The organism is Pseudomonas sp. FSL R10-1339 (assembly GCF_009600545.1).
Lineage (GTDB): Bacteria > Pseudomonadota > Gammaproteobacteria > Pseudomonadales > Pseudomonadaceae > Aquipseudomonas > Aquipseudomonas bubulae.
On record NZ_WIVQ01000020.1, the window covers coordinates 29159 to 43210 of the forward strand.

Sequence of the window (14052 nt, forward strand, 5' to 3'; positions counted from 1 at the left end):
CATTTGACGCCTCAAAAATGCAAAGGCATGATGGCCCCGCTCCCGCTGATCAGAGGCCCCGCAAAGGCCCTGGGGCCTGTACTGCCCGTAGCGAGCCGCCATTCACGCACTTATACAAACAACAGTGTTGTGTGCCTGGTGGAGCAACCATTTTTCAACCCAGACCTATGCGACGAGGTTTATCACCATGGCACTGACACGCGAACAGCAAATTGCAGCCCTTGAGAAAGACTGGGCCGAAAACCCACGCTGGAAAGGCGTGACTCGCGATTACTCCGCTGCTGACGTGGTCCGCCTGCGCGGCTCGGTTCAACCCGAGCACACCTTTGCAAAAATGGGTGCCGACAAGCTGTGGAAACTGGTGACACAGGGCGCACACCCGTCCTTCCGTCCTGAGAAAGATTTCGTCAACTGCATGGGCGCCCTGACCGGGGGCCAAGCGGTACAACAGGTTAAAGCCGGTATCCAGGCTATCTACCTGTCGGGTTGGCAAGTGGCGGCAGACAACAACTCTGCCGAATCCATGTACCCGGATCAGTCGCTGTACCCGGTGGACTCCGTTCCAACCGTGGTCAAGCGCATCAACAACTCATTCCGTCGTGCCGACCAGATTCAGTGGAAAGCCGGTAAAAACCCGGGCGACCAGGGTTATATCGACTACTTCGCACCGATCGTGGCTGACGCTGAAGCCGGTTTCGGCGGCGTACTCAACGCTTACGAGCTGATGAAAAGCATGATCGAAGCGGGCGCTGCAGGCGTTCACTTCGAAGACCAGCTGGCCTCGGTGAAAAAATGCGGTCACATGGGCGGCAAGGTACTGGTTCCGACCCAGGAAGCTGTGCAAAAACTGACAGCAGCACGTCTGGCAGCTGACGTTGCCGGTACGCCGACCATCATTCTGGCTCGTACCGACGCCAACGCGGCTGACCTGCTGACTTCCGATTGCGACCCGTACGACCAGCCATTCGTGACTGGCGAGCGCACCAAGGAAGGCTTCTATAAAGTACGTGCCGGCCTTGATCAAGCCATTGCCCGTGGCCTGGCTTACGCGCCGTATGCCGACCTGATCTGGTGCGAAACCGCCAAGCCGGATCTGGAAGAAGCGCGTCGCTTTGCCGAAGCAATCAAAAAGGAATACCCGGACCAGTTGCTGTCGTACAACTGCTCGCCTTCCTTCAACTGGAAGAAAAACCTGGACGACGCGACCATCGCCAAATTCCAGCGCGAGCTGTCGGCAATGGGCTACAAACACCAGTTCATCACCCTGGCGGGTATCCACAACATGTGGCACAGCATGTTCAACCTGGCGCACGACTACGCCCGCAACGACATGACCGCCTACGTGAAACTGCAAGAGCAGGAATTTGCTGACGCAGCCAAAGGCTACACCTTTGTGGCGCACCAGCAGGAAGTGGGCACTGGCTACTTCGACGACATGACCACCGTGATCCAGGGTGGTTCGTCTTCGGTTACCGCCCTGACCGGCTCTACAGAAGAAGAACAGTTCCACTGATAATGGAACCACGGCCATTGCCCAGCCTGTAAAGAACAAACGCAATGCCATGCCCATGACGCCCCGACTGGTTCGGGGCGTTTTTTTGCCCGGCGACTTGTTCACCCCTCCCCTGTGGGAGCGGGCTTGCTCGCGATGGCATCACCGCGCCTGCCTGGAGGACCGAGTTATCAGCATCGCGAGCAAGCCCGCTCCCACAGAAAGACATCCCGCTGCCCTGCCCATCCGACAAAACACTGACCCAGATCCATGCTTCGATCGCCAGACCGGGTTAAAAAGCCAAGTTCCAAACTTGCTAACAGCGCTTATATAAGCCAAGTTCTACAAGCCTGCGACATAGCGACACAACAAATAACCACTCAAACGATATTAATTATCATTACGAGTTGCTTTTGTTGAATACATGAACACTGAAAAACAAACACTGAAAAACGCTGTAACGCCCACAGTTCAAGGCCTGCATAGACATTGATGGAGGTTCTACAACTAAAGGACTGAATTAATTCATCTTAGAAAATTTACTTGCTGGGTGTTTAGCCATAAAATCCCGGCAATCAATAGCACTGCGACATAACGTCACTGCTTTATCACCTTTTCTAGCTCAGAGACCTTTGCTCTCTGTTAAGGATTTCCAGCATGCCCGAAGCGACAGGACTCATAGCCCACAACTGGGGCTTTGCCATTTTCCTTCTCGGCGTTGTCGGCCTCTGTGCCTTCATGCTTGGCGTCTCCAGCCTCCTTGGGTCAAAAGCCTGGGGTCGCAGCAAAAATGAACCGTTCGAGTCCGGCATGCTACCTACCGGTGGCGCCCGCTTGCGGCTCTCAGCCAAATTCTATCTGGTCGCGATGCTGTTCGTGATCTTCGATATCGAAGCCCTCTTTCTCTTTGCCTGGTCTGTGTCTGTTCGCGAAAGCGGCTGGACCGGATTCGTCGAAGCTCTCGTTTTCATAGCAATTCTGTTGGCAGGCCTTGTCTACCTATTTCGGGTGGGTGCTCTTGATTGGGCACCGGAAGCTCGTCGTAAGCGGCAGGCCAAGCTGAAACAATGAGGCTTTGGCGATGCAATACGAACTCACCAGGATCGACCCGGATGCTCCTAACGAGCAATACCCGATCGGCACACGGGAAACCGTTGCCGATCCGTTAGAAGATCAAGTCCACAAAAACATTTTCATGGGCAAGCTCGAAGACGTGCTGAACGGCACGGTCAACTGGGGACGTAAAAATTCCCTGTGGCCGTACAACTTCGGCCTGTCGTGCTGCTATGTGGAAATGACCACCGCCTTCACGGCGCCCCACGACATCGCGCGCTTTGGCGCCGAGGTTATCCGGGCTTCGCCGCGTCAGGCGGATTTCATGGTTATTGCCGGGACCTGCTTTATCAAGATGGCGCCGATCATCCAGCGTCTTTACGAGCAAATGCTTGAACCTAAATGGGTCATTTCCATGGGTTCGTGCGCCAACTCCGGTGGCATGTACGACATCTACTCCGTGGTTCAAGGGGTCGACAAGTTCTTGCCTGTGGACGTTTACGTACCCGGCTGCCCGCCCCGCCCTGAGGCTTTTCTGCAAGGCTTGATGCTCTTGCAAGAGTCGATTGGCCAGGAGCGTCGCCCACTTTCCTGGGTCGTTGGCGAACAAGGCGTGTACCGCGCCGAGATGCCATCGCAAAAGGAACAGCGCCGCGAACAGCGTATTCAGGTAACCAACCTGCGCAGCCCCGACGAAGTCTGATCCAGCGCCGTTTCTACTCAATAGAACGAATCACTGGCTTCATTCTTTACGTTGACCGAAAGCGATAAAAAACCATGACTGCAGGCTCCGCTCTGTACATCCCGCCTTACAAGGCTGACGACCAAGATGTGGTTGTCGAACTCAACACCCGTTTTGGCCCTGAGGCGTTCACCGCCCAGGCCACGCGCACCGGCATGCCGGTGCTTTGGGTTAGCCGCGCAAAACTGGTCGAAGTACTGACCTTCCTGCGCAACCTGCCAAAACCCTACGTCATGCTCTATGACCTGCACGGTGTGGACGAACGTCTGCGTACCAAGCGTCAGGGCCTGCCATCGGGTGCAGACTTCACCGTCTTCTACCACCTGATGTCGCTGGAACGTAACAGCGACGTCATGATCAAGGTGGCCCTGTCTGAAAAAGACCTGAGTGTCCCTACCGTGACCGGTATCTGGCCGAACGCCAACTGGTACGAGCGTGAAGTCTGGGACATGTTCGGCATCGATTTCAAAGGCCACCCGCACCTGTCGCGCATCATGATGCCGCCAACCTGGGAAGGTCACCCGCTGCGCAAGGACTTCCCGGCCCGTGCTACCGAGTTCGATCCGTACAGCCTGACCCTGGCCAAGGTGCAGCTGGAAGAGGAAGCCGCGCGCTTCCGCCCGGAAGACTGGGGCATGAAACGCTCCGGTGAAAACGAGGACTACATGTTCCTCAACCTGGGGCCGAACCACCCTTCGGCTCACGGTGCCTTCCGCATCATCCTGCAGCTGGACGGTGAAGAGATCGTCGACTGCGTGCCTGACGTCGGTTACCACCACCGTGGCGCCGAGAAAATGGCCGAACGCCAGTCCTGGCACAGCTTCATCCCGTACACCGACCGTATCGACTACCTCGGCGGCGTGATGAACAACCTGCCGTACGTGCTCTCGGTCGAGAAGCTGGCCGGTATCAAAGTGCCTGACCGGGTCGACACCATCCGCATCATGATGGCCGAATTCTTCCGTATCACCAGCCACCTGCTGTTCCTGGGTACCTATATCCAGGACGTGGGCGCCATGACCCCGGTGTTCTTCACGTTCACCGACCGTCAGCGCGCTTACAAGGTGATCGAGGCCATCACCGGTTTCCGTCTGCACCCGGCCTGGTACCGCATCGGCGGCGTTGCCCACGACCTGCCGAACGGCTGGGATCGCCTGGTCAAGGAGTTCATCGACTGGATGCCCAAGCGTCTGGACGAGTACCAGAAAGCTGCTCTGGACAACAGCATCCTGCGTGGTCGTACCATCGGCGTTGCCGCCTACAACACCAAAGAGGCCCTGGAATGGGGCGTCACCGGTGCCGGCCTGCGCTCCACCGGTTGTGACTTCGATATCCGCAAGGCGCGCCCGTATTCCGGCTACGAGAACTTCGAATTCGAAGTCCCGCTGGCAGCCAACGGCGATGCCTACGATCGTTGCATCGTGCGCGTCGAAGAAATGCGCCAGAGCCTGAAAATCATCGAGCAGTGCATGCGCAACATGCCGGCCGGCCCGTACAAGGCGGATCACCCGCTGACCACACCGCCGCCTAAAGAACGCACGCTGCAGCATATCGAGACCTTGATCACGCACTTCCTGCAAGTTTCGTGGGGCCCGGTGATGCCGGCCAACGAATCCTTCCAGATGATCGAAGCGACCAAGGGCATCAACAGTTATTACCTGACGAGCGATGGCGGCACCATGAGCTACCGCACCCGGATTCGCACCCCAAGCTTCCCGCACCTGCAACAGATCCCTTCGGTGATCAAAGGTGAAATGGTCGCGGACTTGATTGCGTACCTGGGTAGTATCGATTTCGTTATGGCCGACGTGGACCGCTAAGCATGAACAGCACGCTTATCCAGACAGACCGTTTCGCCCTGAGCGAAACCGAGCGCTCGGCCATCGAGCATGAGATGCATCACTACGAAGACCCGCGCGCGGCGTCGATCGAAGCCCTGAAGATCGTTCAGAAGGAACGCGGCTGGGTGCCGGACGGCGCGATTTACGCCATCGGCGAACTGCTGGGCATCCCTGCCAGCGACGTTGAAGGCGTGGCTACGTTCTACAGCCAGATCTTCCGTCAGCCGGTCGGCCGCCACATCATCCGCGTGTGCGACAGCATGGTCTGCTACATCGGTGGCCACGAATCCGTGGTCGGCGAAATCCAGAACAAGCTGGGCATCGGCCTCGGTCAGACCACCCCGGACGGCCGCTTTACGCTGCTGCCGGTGTGCTGCCTGGGCAACTGCGACAAGGCGCCGGCGTTGATGATCGACGACGACACATTCGGTGACGTGCAGCCTGCTGGCGTCGCCACGTTGTTGGAGGCCTACCCATGAGCCTGACTTCTTTCGGCCCTGCCAACCTGATCAAGCGTTCGGCAGAAACCCACCCCCTGACCTGGCGTCTGCGTGACGACGGCGAGCCGGTATGGCTTGACGAGTACCAGGCCAAGGACGGCTACGCCGCTGCGCGCAAGGCCTTCGCCGACATGGCCCAGGACGATATCGTCCAGACCGTGAAAGACGCCGGCCTCAAGGGTCGCGGCGGTGCCGGCTTCCCGACGGGTGTGAAGTGGGGGCTGATGCCCAAAGACGAATCCATGAACATCCGTTACCTGTTGTGTAACGCCGATGAAATGGAACCCAACACCTGGAAAGACCGCATGCTGATGGAGCAACTGCCCCATCTGCTGATCGAAGGCATGCTGATCAGTGCCCGCGCACTGAAAACCTACCGCGGCTATATCTTCCTGCGTGGCGAATACACCACTGCAGCGGTGCATCTGCGCCGTGCCGTCGAAGAAGCCAAGGCAGCCGGCCTGCTGGGCAAGAATATCCTCGGTTCGGGTTTCGACTTCGAACTGTTCGTGCACACCGGCGCCGGGCGTTACATCTGCGGTGAAGAAACCGCACTGATCAACTCCCTCGAAGGCCGTCGCGCCAACCCGCGCTCCAAGCCGCCGTTCCCGGCCGCTGTGGGCGTATGGGGCAAGCCGACCTGCGTGAACAACGTGGAAACCCTGTGCAACGTACCGGCCATCATCGGCAACGGCGTTGACTGGTACAAATCCCTCGCCCGCGAAGGCAGCGAAGACCACGGCACCAAGCTGATGGGCTTCTCCGGCAAAGTGAAGAACCCTGGCCTGTGGGAACTGCCATTCGGCGTGACCGCTCGCGAGCTGTTCGAAGACTACGCCGGCGGCATGCGCGACGGCTTCAAGCTCAAGTGCTGGCAGCCAGGCGGCGCCGGTACCGGCTTCCTGTTGCCCGAGCACCTGGACGCACAAATGTATGCCGGCGGCATCGCCAAGGTTGGCACCCGTATGGGTACTGGCCTGGCCATGGCCGTGGACGACAGCGTCAACATGGTCTCCTTGCTGCGCAACATGGAACAGTTCTTTGCCCGTGAGTCGTGCGGCTTCTGCACCCCTTGCCGTGATGGTCTGCCGTGGAGCGTCAAGCTGCTGATGGCGATCGAACACGGCGAAGGTCAGCCTGGCGATATCGAGACCCTGCTGGGTCTGGTCGGTTTCCTCGGCCCTGGCAAGACGTTCTGTGCTCACGCACCGGGCGCCGTGGAACCGTTGGGCAGCGCGATCAAGTACTTCCGTCCAGAGTTCGAAGCCGGTATTGCGCAAGCAAAACCCGGTGTTCCACCTCTGGCACGCCCGATTGTTATCGGCGCGTAACGCTCTGAATGAAGGGGGTCCGTGCCCCCTTCTGATCGTTCGATAACGCCGTAAGGCTGGGTTGCTTCGAACGCATAACAAGATTCCATTAGCCACGCCCGCTGACACCGGGCCAACGAAGACCTTTGAACCATGGCCACTATCCACGTAGACGGCAAAGATCTCGAAGTCGATGGGGCAGACAACCTGTTACAGGCATGTCTGTCGCTGGGCCTCGATATCCCGTATTTCTGCTGGCACCCTGCCCTGGGCAGTGTTGGCGCCTGCCGCCAATGCGCCGTCAAGCAGTACACCGACGAGAACGACAAGCGTGGTCGTATCGTCATGTCATGCATGACTCCGGCCACCGACGGTAGCTGGATTTCCATCGACGACGAAGAAGCGAAAGTGTTTCGCGCCAGCGTTGTTGAATGGCTGATGACCAACCACCCGCACGACTGTCCTGTGTGCGAAGAGGGCGGCCACTGCCATCTGCAAGACATGACCGTGATGACCGGCCACAACGAGCGCCGTTATCGCTTCACCAAGCGTACTCACCAGAACCAGGAACTCGGCCCGTTCATTTCCCACGAAATGAACCGCTGCATCGCCTGCTATCGCTGTGTGCGTTTCTATAAAGACTACGCGGGCGGCACTGACCTCGGTGTATTCGGCGCCCACGACAACGTGTACTTCGGTCGCGTTGAAGACGGCGTGCTCGAAAGCGAGTTCTCGGGCAACCTCACAGAAGTCTGCCCGACCGGTGTGTTCACCGACAAAACTCACTCCGAGCGTTACAACCGCAAATGGGACATGCAGTTTGCACCAAGCATCTGCCACGGTTGTTCCAGCGGCTGCAACATCAGCCCGGGCGAGCGTTACGGTGAACTGCGTCGCATCGAAAACCGTTTCAACGGTTCGGTTAACCAGTACTTCCTGTGTGACCGTGGCCGTTTTGGCTATGGCTACGTCAACCGCACCGACCGCCCACGTCAGCCATTGTTGGCCGACGGCAGCAAACTGAGCGTTGACGCTGCACTGGATAAAGCCGCCGATCTGTTGCGCGGTCGTAACATCGTCGGTATCGGATCGCCGCGCGCCAGCCTCGAAAGCAACTACGCGTTGCGCGAGCTGGTCGGTGCCGAGCACTTCTACTCGGGTATCGAAGCCGGTGAGCTGGAGCGCATCCGCCTGGTGCTGCAAGTCTTGAAAGACAGCCCGCTGCCCGTCCCGAACATGCGCGAGATCGAAGATCACGACGCCATCTTCGTACTGGGTGAAGACCTGACCCAGACCGCCGCCCGTATGGCGCTGTCGCTGCGTCAGTCGGTCAAGGGCAAAGCTGAAGAAATGGCCGACGCCATGCACGTTCAGCCGTGGCTCGACGCTGCGGTGAAAAACATCGGTCAGCACGCGCTGAACCCGCTGTTTATTGCCAGCCTGGCTGAAACCAAGCTCGACGACGTGGCTGAAGAATGCGTACACGCTGCGCCGGATGACCTGGCCCGTATCGGTTTCGCCGTGGCTCACGCCATCGACGCCAGCGCCCCTGCCGTTGCCGGCCTGGACGCTGAAGCCCTGGAGCTGGCCAAACGCATCGCCGACGCCCTGCTTGCAGCCAAACGCCCATTGATCATTGCCGGTACCTCGCTGGGCTCCAAGGCCCTGATCGAAGCCGCAGGTAACATCGCCAAGGCGCTGCACCTGCGTGAGAAAGCCGGCTCCATCAGCCTGGTCGTGCCGGAAGCCAACAGCCTCGGTCTGGCCATGCTCGGCGGCGAATCGGTAGACGCTGCATTGCAAGCAGTGATCGACGGTAAAGCAGACGCCATCGTGGTACTGGAAAACGATCTGTTTACCCGTGTCGATGCGGTCAAGGTCAACGCAGCACTGGACGCGGCCAAAGTGGTGATCGTTGCCGATCATCAGAAGACCGCAACCACCGACCGTGCCGATCTGGTTCTGCCAGCGGCAAGCTTTGCTGAAGGCGACGGTACGTTGGTGAGTCAGGAAGGTCGTGCCCAACGCTTCTTCCAGGTGTTCGAGCCGCGCTACCTCGATTCGAGCAACTTGATCCACGAAGGCTGGCGCTGGTTGCACGCCCTGCGCAGCACCCTGCTGAACAAGGCGGTTGACTGGACCCTGCTCGATCACGTGACACAGCAAACAGCGGCAAGCACGCCAGAACTGGCCGGCATCGTTGATGCGGCACCGTCGGCAGCATTCCGTATCAAAGGCATGAAGCTGGCGCGCGAACCTTTGCGCTACAGCGGCCGTACTGCCATGCGCGCCAATATCAGCGTGCACGAACCGCGCACCCCGCAAGACCCGGACACCGCATTCGCCTTCTCCATGGAAGGTTACTCGGGCTCCGTCGAACCGCGCCAACAAGTGCCGTTCGCCTGGTCGCCGGGCTGGAACTCGCCACAAGCCTGGAACAAGTTCCAGGACGAAGTGGGTGGTCATATCCGTGCGGGCGACCCGGGCATCCGCCTGATCGAAAGCAAGGGCGACTCGCTGAATTGGTTCGCCAGCATTCCGGGCGCGTTCAACCCGGCTCGCGGCACCTGGCAAGTCGTGCCGTTCTACCATCTGCTGGGCAGCGAAGAGAACTCTTCGAAAGCCGCACCGGTGCAAGAACGCATTCCAGCCGCTTATATCGCACTGGCCAAATCCGAAGCCGACCGCCTGGGTGTCAACGATGGCGCCCTGCTCAGCCTCAACGTTGCCGGTGTGACCCTACGTCTGCCACTGCGTATCAATGAAGAGCTGGGTGCAGGCCTGGTAGCACTGCCAGCAGGCCTGGCCGGTATCCCGCCAGCGATCTTTGGCCTTACCGTTGACGGTTTGCAGGAGGCAGCCCAATGACCTGGTTTACGCCTGAAGTGATCGACGTGATTATCTCGGTGGTCAAAGCCGTGGTAATCCTGCTCGCCGTAGTGGTGTGCGGCGCGCTGCTGAGCTGGGTTGAACGTCGCCTGCTGGCCCTGTGGCAGGACCGTTACGGTCCGAACCGCGTGGGCCCGTTCGGTGCGTTCCAGATCGCAGCCGACATGATCAAGATGTTCTTCAAGGAAGACTGGACCCCACCGTTTGCCGACAAGGCGATTTTCACCCTGGCGCCGGTTGTGGCCATGAGTGCCTTGCTGATCGCCTTTGCGATTATCCCGATCACCCCGACCTGGGGCGTGGCGGATCTGAACGTCGGTATCCTGTTCTTCTTCGCCATGGCCGGTCTGTCGGTCTATGCGGTGCTGTTCGCCGGCTGGTCGAGCAACAACAAGTTCGCCCTTCTGGGTGCCTTGCGTGCCTCGGCGCAAACCGTGTCCTACGAAGTGTTCATGGGCCTGGCGCTGATGGGCATCGTGGTGCAGGTTGGCTCGTTCAACATGCGCGACATCGTTGAATATCAAGCGCAGAACCTGTGGTTCATCATCCCGCAGATCTTCGGTTTCCTGACCTTCTTTATCGCTGGCGTGGCCGTGACTCACCGTCACCCCTTCGACCAGCCGGAAGCGGAACAGGAACTGGCCGATGGTTACCACATTGAATACGCCGGCATGAAATGGGGCATGTTCTTCGTGGGTGAGTACATCGGGATCGTGTTGATCTCGGCGTTGCTGGTGACTTTGTTCTTCGGTGGCTGGCACGGACCTTTCGGTCTGCTGCCCCAGATTCCGTTTATCTGGTTCGCTCTGAAGACCGCGTTTTTCATCATGATCTTCATCCTGCTGCGCGCTTCCATTCCGCGCCCACGGTATGACCAAGTGATGGACTTCAGCTGGAAGTTCTGCCTGCCGCTGACCCTGATCAATCTGCTGGTGACCGCCGCAGTCGTGTTGTTGAACACGCCTGCCGGCGCGGTTCAGTGAGGATAGAGACCCATGTTCAAGTATCTGTTTGACATCGTGCATGGCACCTACACCCAGCTTCGCAGCTTGGTGATGGTGTTTGGCCATGCCTTCCGCAAGCGTGACACGCTGCAGTATCCGGAAGAACCGGTGTACTTGCCGCCGCGCTACCGTGGCCGGATTGTCCTGACCCGCGACCCGGACGGCGAAGAGCGCTGTGTAGCCTGCAACCTGTGCGCCGTGGCGTGCCCGGTCGGCTGCATCTCGCTGCAAAAAGCCGAAACCGAAGATGGCCGTTGGTACCCGGAGTTCTTCCGCATCAACTTCTCACGCTGCATTTTTTGCGGCCTGTGTGAGGAAGCCTGCCCGACCACCGCGATCCAGCTGACACCGGATTTCGAGATGGCCGAGTTCAAACGTCAGGATCTGGTGTACGAGAAAGAAGATCTGCTGATCTCCGGTCCCGGTAAGAACCCTGATTACAACTTCTATCGTGTTGCGGGTATGGCCGTGGAAGGCAAGCCGAAAGGCGCTGCCCAGAACGAAGCCGAGCCGATCAACGTGAAGAGCTTGCTGCCTTAAGGAAGAACGATGGAATTCGCTTTCTATTTCGCATCGGGTGTCGCTGTCGTGTCCACGCTACGCGTGATCACCAACACCAACCCTGTGCACGCCCTGCTCTACCTGATTATTTCGCTGATTGCCGTGGCGATGACGTTCTTTAGCCTGGGCGCACCCTTTGCCGGTGTGCTCGAAGTGATCGCCTACGCCGGTGCCATCATGGTGCTGTTTGTGTTCGTGGTGATGATGCTCAACCAGGGCCCCGCCTCGGTGACGCAAGAACGCCACTGGCTCAAGCCGGGCATCTGGATCGGGCCGAGCATTCTGTCCGCCATCCTGCTGGCCGAATTGCTGTACGTGCTGTTCGCTCACCCGAGCGGTGCGGCAATCGGTCAAACCACCATCGATGCAAAAGCCGTGGGCATCAGCCTGTTCGGTCCGTATCTGCTGGTGGTCGAACTCGCCTCGATGCTGCTGCTTGCTGCAGCTGTGACGGCGTTCCACTTGGGCCGCACTGAGGCGAAGGAGCAATAACATGCCAGGAATACCTCTCGAACATGGTTTGGCCGTTGCCGGCATCCTGTTCTGCCTCGGTCTGGTTGGCCTGATGGTACGTCGCAACATTCTCTTCGTATTGATGAGTCTGGAAATCATGATGAACGCCGCTGCTCTGGCCTTCATCGTTGCCGGTGCACGCTGGGCGCAGCCGGATGGACAGGTCATGTTCATCCTGGTGATCACCCTGGCAGCCGCCGAGGCCAGTATCGGCCTGGCGATCCTGCTGCAGCTGTATCGCCGCTTCCATACGCTTGATATCGATGCTGCCAGTGAGATGCGCGGATGAACCTTCTCTTTCTGACTTTCGTATTCCCCCTGATCGGCTTTTTGCTGCTGTCGTTCTCCCGTGGACGCTTCAGCGAAAACCTCTCGGCGCTGATCGGCGTCGGCTCCATTGGCCTGTCGGCCATCGTGGCCGCGTTTGTGATCTGGCAATTCAATGTCGCACCACCACCGGGCGGCGAGTACACCCAGGTACTGTGGCAGTGGATCTCGGTAGAAGGCTTCAAGCCCAACTTCGCCCTGCACCTGGACGGCCTGTCGGTCACCATGCTCGGTGTCGTGGTCGGCGTGGGCTTTCTGATCCATGTCTTCGCCTCGTGGTACATGCGCGGTGAAGACGGCTACTCGCGTTTCTTTGCCTACACCAACCTGTTTATCGCCAGCATGCTGTTCCTGATCCTGGCCGATAACCTGCTGTTCGTGTACTTCGGCTGGGAAGGCGTGGGCCTGTGCTCGTACCTGTTGATCGGTTTCTACTACAGCAACCGCAACAACGGCAACGCGGCACTCAAAGCCTTTATCGTGACCCGTGTCGGCGACGTGTTCCTGGCCATCGGCCTGTTTATCCTGTTCCAGCAACTGGGCACGCTGAACATCAAGGAACTGCTGGTGCTGGCACCGCAGAAGTTCCAGGCCGGTGATTTCTGGATCGTGCTGGCAACCCTGATGCTGCTGGGTGGTGCTGTCGGTAAATCCGCGCAACTGCCGCTGCAAACCTGGCTGGCAGACGCGATGGCCGGCCCTACCCCGGTTTCGGCACTGATCCACGCCGCAACCATGGTAACCGCCGGTGTGTACCTGATTGCCCGTACCCACGGCCTGTTCACCCTGGCACCTGAAGTGCTGCACCTGGTGGGCATCGTCGGCGGTGTGACCCTGGTACTGGCCGGTTTCGCCGCACTGGTACAAACCGACATCAAACGTATCCTTGCCTACTCGACCATGAGCCAGATCGGCTACATGTTCCTGGCATTGGGCGTGGGTGCCTGGGACGGCGCGATCTTCCACCTGATGACCCACGCCTTCTTCAAGGCGCTGCTGTTCCTTGCCTCCGGTGCGGTCATCGTTGCCTGCCATCACGAGCAGAACATCTTCAAGATGGGCGGCCTGTGGAAAAAACTGCCATTGGCCTACGCCAGCTTTATCGTCGGTGGCGCGGCGCTGTCTGCCTTGCCATTGCTGACGGCCGGTTTCTACTCCAAGGACGAAATCCTCTGGGAAGCCTTCGCCAGCGGTAACAACGAACTGTTGTATGCCGGTCTGGTCGGTGCGTTCATGACCTCGCTGTACACCTTCCGCCTGATCTTCGTCACGTTCCACGGTGAAGCCAAGACTGAAGCCCATGCAGGCCACGGCGTGACCTACTGGCTGCCACTGAGCGTGCTGATCGTACTGTCGACTTTTATCGGCGCCATGATCACCCCGCCACTGGCCGGTGTACTGCCACAAAGCGTTGGCCATGCTGGCGGTGAAGCCAAGCACAGCCTGGAAATCGCCTCGGGTGCCATCGCCCTGGCCGGTATCCTGCTGGCTGCCCTGCTGTACCTGGGCAAGCGTCGCTTTGTAAGCGCCGTCGCCAACAGCGGCATCGGTCGCTTCCTGTCAGCCTGGTGGTTCGCTGCCTGGGGCTTCGACTGGCTGTACGACAAACTGTTCGTCAAACCGTACCTGTTGATCTGCCGCTTGCTGGCCAAAGATCCTCTGGACCAGACCATTGGTTTGATCCCGAAGATGGCCAAGGCCGGGCATAACGCCCTGAGCCGCAGCGAAACCGGTCAACTGCGTTGGTACGCTGCATCCATGGCCGCCGGTGCTGTACTGGTCATGGGCGCCATCGTGCTGGTAGCGGTCTGATATGAACC

At 59.0% G+C, this 14052-nt stretch carries 12 protein-coding genes; all 12 read left to right on the forward strand.

Features of this window, described 5'->3' with window-relative positions; translation table 11 throughout:
* Nucleotides 1-187 precede the first annotated feature (187 nt).
* The 12 genes from aceA (at nt 188) to nuoL (ending at nt 14044) form a co-directional block, all read left to right on the forward strand.
* Complete coding sequence (aceA, locus tag GHO03_RS08925; RefSeq protein WP_048365296.1) at nt 188-1513, forward strand: isocitrate lyase; 1326 nt, start codon at nt 188-190, stop codon at nt 1511-1513.
* Nucleotides 1514-2149: 636 nt separating this feature from the next.
* Complete coding sequence (locus GHO03_RS08930; RefSeq protein ID WP_003446990.1) at nt 2150-2563, forward strand: NADH-quinone oxidoreductase subunit A; 414 nt, start codon at nt 2150-2152, stop codon at nt 2561-2563.
* A 10-nt stretch (nt 2564-2573) separates the two neighbouring features.
* On the forward strand, nt 2574-3248 hold the full coding sequence (locus tag GHO03_RS08935) for an NADH-quinone oxidoreductase subunit B family protein (RefSeq protein ID WP_016780200.1): 675 nt from the start codon (nt 2574-2576) through the stop codon (nt 3246-3248).
* A gap of 74 nt (nt 3249-3322) precedes the next feature.
* Nucleotides 3323-5107 (forward strand): NADH-quinone oxidoreductase subunit C/D, encoded by a 1785-nt coding sequence (gene nuoC / locus GHO03_RS08940; RefSeq protein ID WP_095003300.1) that lies wholly within the window; start codon nt 3323-3325, stop codon nt 5105-5107.
* Between the two features lie 2 nt (nt 5108-5109).
* Nucleotides 5110-5607, forward strand: coding sequence for an NADH-quinone oxidoreductase subunit NuoE (gene nuoE / locus GHO03_RS08945; RefSeq protein WP_088379405.1), 498 nt, complete (start codon nt 5110-5112; stop codon nt 5605-5607).
* Nucleotides 5604-6959 carry an NADH-quinone oxidoreductase subunit NuoF gene (gene nuoF / locus GHO03_RS08950; protein ID WP_086796175.1) on the forward strand — a complete coding sequence of 452 codons (1356 nt, stop codon included), beginning with the start codon at nt 5604-5606 and terminating at the stop codon, nt 6957-6959. The genes nuoE and nuoF overlap by 4 nt, the downstream gene beginning before the upstream one ends.
* A gap of 132 nt (nt 6960-7091) precedes the next feature.
* Nucleotides 7092-9806 (forward strand): NADH-quinone oxidoreductase subunit NuoG, encoded by a 2715-nt coding sequence (gene nuoG, locus GHO03_RS08955; protein ID WP_153399657.1) that lies wholly within the window; start codon nt 7092-7094, stop codon nt 9804-9806.
* Nucleotides 9803-10810, forward strand: a complete 1008-nt coding sequence (gene nuoH / locus GHO03_RS08960; protein ID WP_016780195.1) for an NADH-quinone oxidoreductase subunit NuoH — start codon at nt 9803-9805, stop codon at nt 10808-10810. The genes nuoG and nuoH overlap by 4 nt, the downstream gene beginning before the upstream one ends.
* 12 nt (nt 10811-10822) lie before the next feature.
* On the forward strand, nt 10823-11371 hold the full coding sequence (gene nuoI, locus GHO03_RS08965) for an NADH-quinone oxidoreductase subunit NuoI (RefSeq protein ID WP_016780194.1): 549 nt from the start codon (nt 10823-10825) through the stop codon (nt 11369-11371).
* A gap of 9 nt (nt 11372-11380) precedes the next feature.
* Nucleotides 11381-11884 carry an NADH-quinone oxidoreductase subunit J gene (gene nuoJ / locus GHO03_RS08970; RefSeq protein ID WP_019412102.1) on the forward strand — a complete coding sequence of 168 codons (504 nt, stop codon included), beginning with the start codon at nt 11381-11383 and terminating at the stop codon, nt 11882-11884.
* A gap of 1 nt (nt 11885) precedes the next feature.
* Nucleotides 11886-12194, forward strand: coding sequence for an NADH-quinone oxidoreductase subunit NuoK (nuoK, locus tag GHO03_RS08975; RefSeq protein ID WP_019412103.1), 309 nt, complete (start codon nt 11886-11888; stop codon nt 12192-12194).
* On the forward strand, nt 12191-14044 hold the full coding sequence (gene nuoL, locus GHO03_RS08980) for an NADH-quinone oxidoreductase subunit L (protein WP_095003302.1): 1854 nt from the start codon (nt 12191-12193) through the stop codon (nt 14042-14044). Before nuoK ends, nuoL begins: the two co-directional genes overlap by 4 nt.
* Nucleotides 14045-14052: the final 8 nt, after the last annotated feature.

Coding starts and splice junctions, on each gene's coding strand:
- aceA (WP_048365296.1), top strand. CDS start 188: ATGGCACTGACACGCGAACAGCAAATTGCAGCCCTTGAGAAAGACTGG.
- GHO03_RS08930 (WP_003446990.1), top strand. CDS start 2,150: ATGCCCGAAGCGACAGGACTCATAGCCCACAACTGGGGCTTTGCCATT.
- GHO03_RS08935 (WP_016780200.1), top strand. CDS start 2,574: ATGCAATACGAACTCACCAGGATCGACCCGGATGCTCCTAACGAGCAA.
- nuoC (WP_095003300.1), top strand. CDS start 3,323: ATGACTGCAGGCTCCGCTCTGTACATCCCGCCTTACAAGGCTGACGAC.
- nuoE (WP_088379405.1), top strand. CDS start 5,110: ATGAACAGCACGCTTATCCAGACAGACCGTTTCGCCCTGAGCGAAACC.
- nuoF (WP_086796175.1), top strand. CDS start 5,604: ATGAGCCTGACTTCTTTCGGCCCTGCCAACCTGATCAAGCGTTCGGCA.
- nuoG (WP_153399657.1), top strand. CDS start 7,092: ATGGCCACTATCCACGTAGACGGCAAAGATCTCGAAGTCGATGGGGCA.
- nuoH (WP_016780195.1), top strand. CDS start 9,803: ATGACCTGGTTTACGCCTGAAGTGATCGACGTGATTATCTCGGTGGTC.
- nuoI (WP_016780194.1), top strand. CDS start 10,823: ATGTTCAAGTATCTGTTTGACATCGTGCATGGCACCTACACCCAGCTT.
- nuoJ (WP_019412102.1), top strand. CDS start 11,381: ATGGAATTCGCTTTCTATTTCGCATCGGGTGTCGCTGTCGTGTCCACG.
- nuoK (WP_019412103.1), top strand. CDS start 11,886: ATGCCAGGAATACCTCTCGAACATGGTTTGGCCGTTGCCGGCATCCTG.
- nuoL (WP_095003302.1), top strand. CDS start 12,191: ATGAACCTTCTCTTTCTGACTTTCGTATTCCCCCTGATCGGCTTTTTG.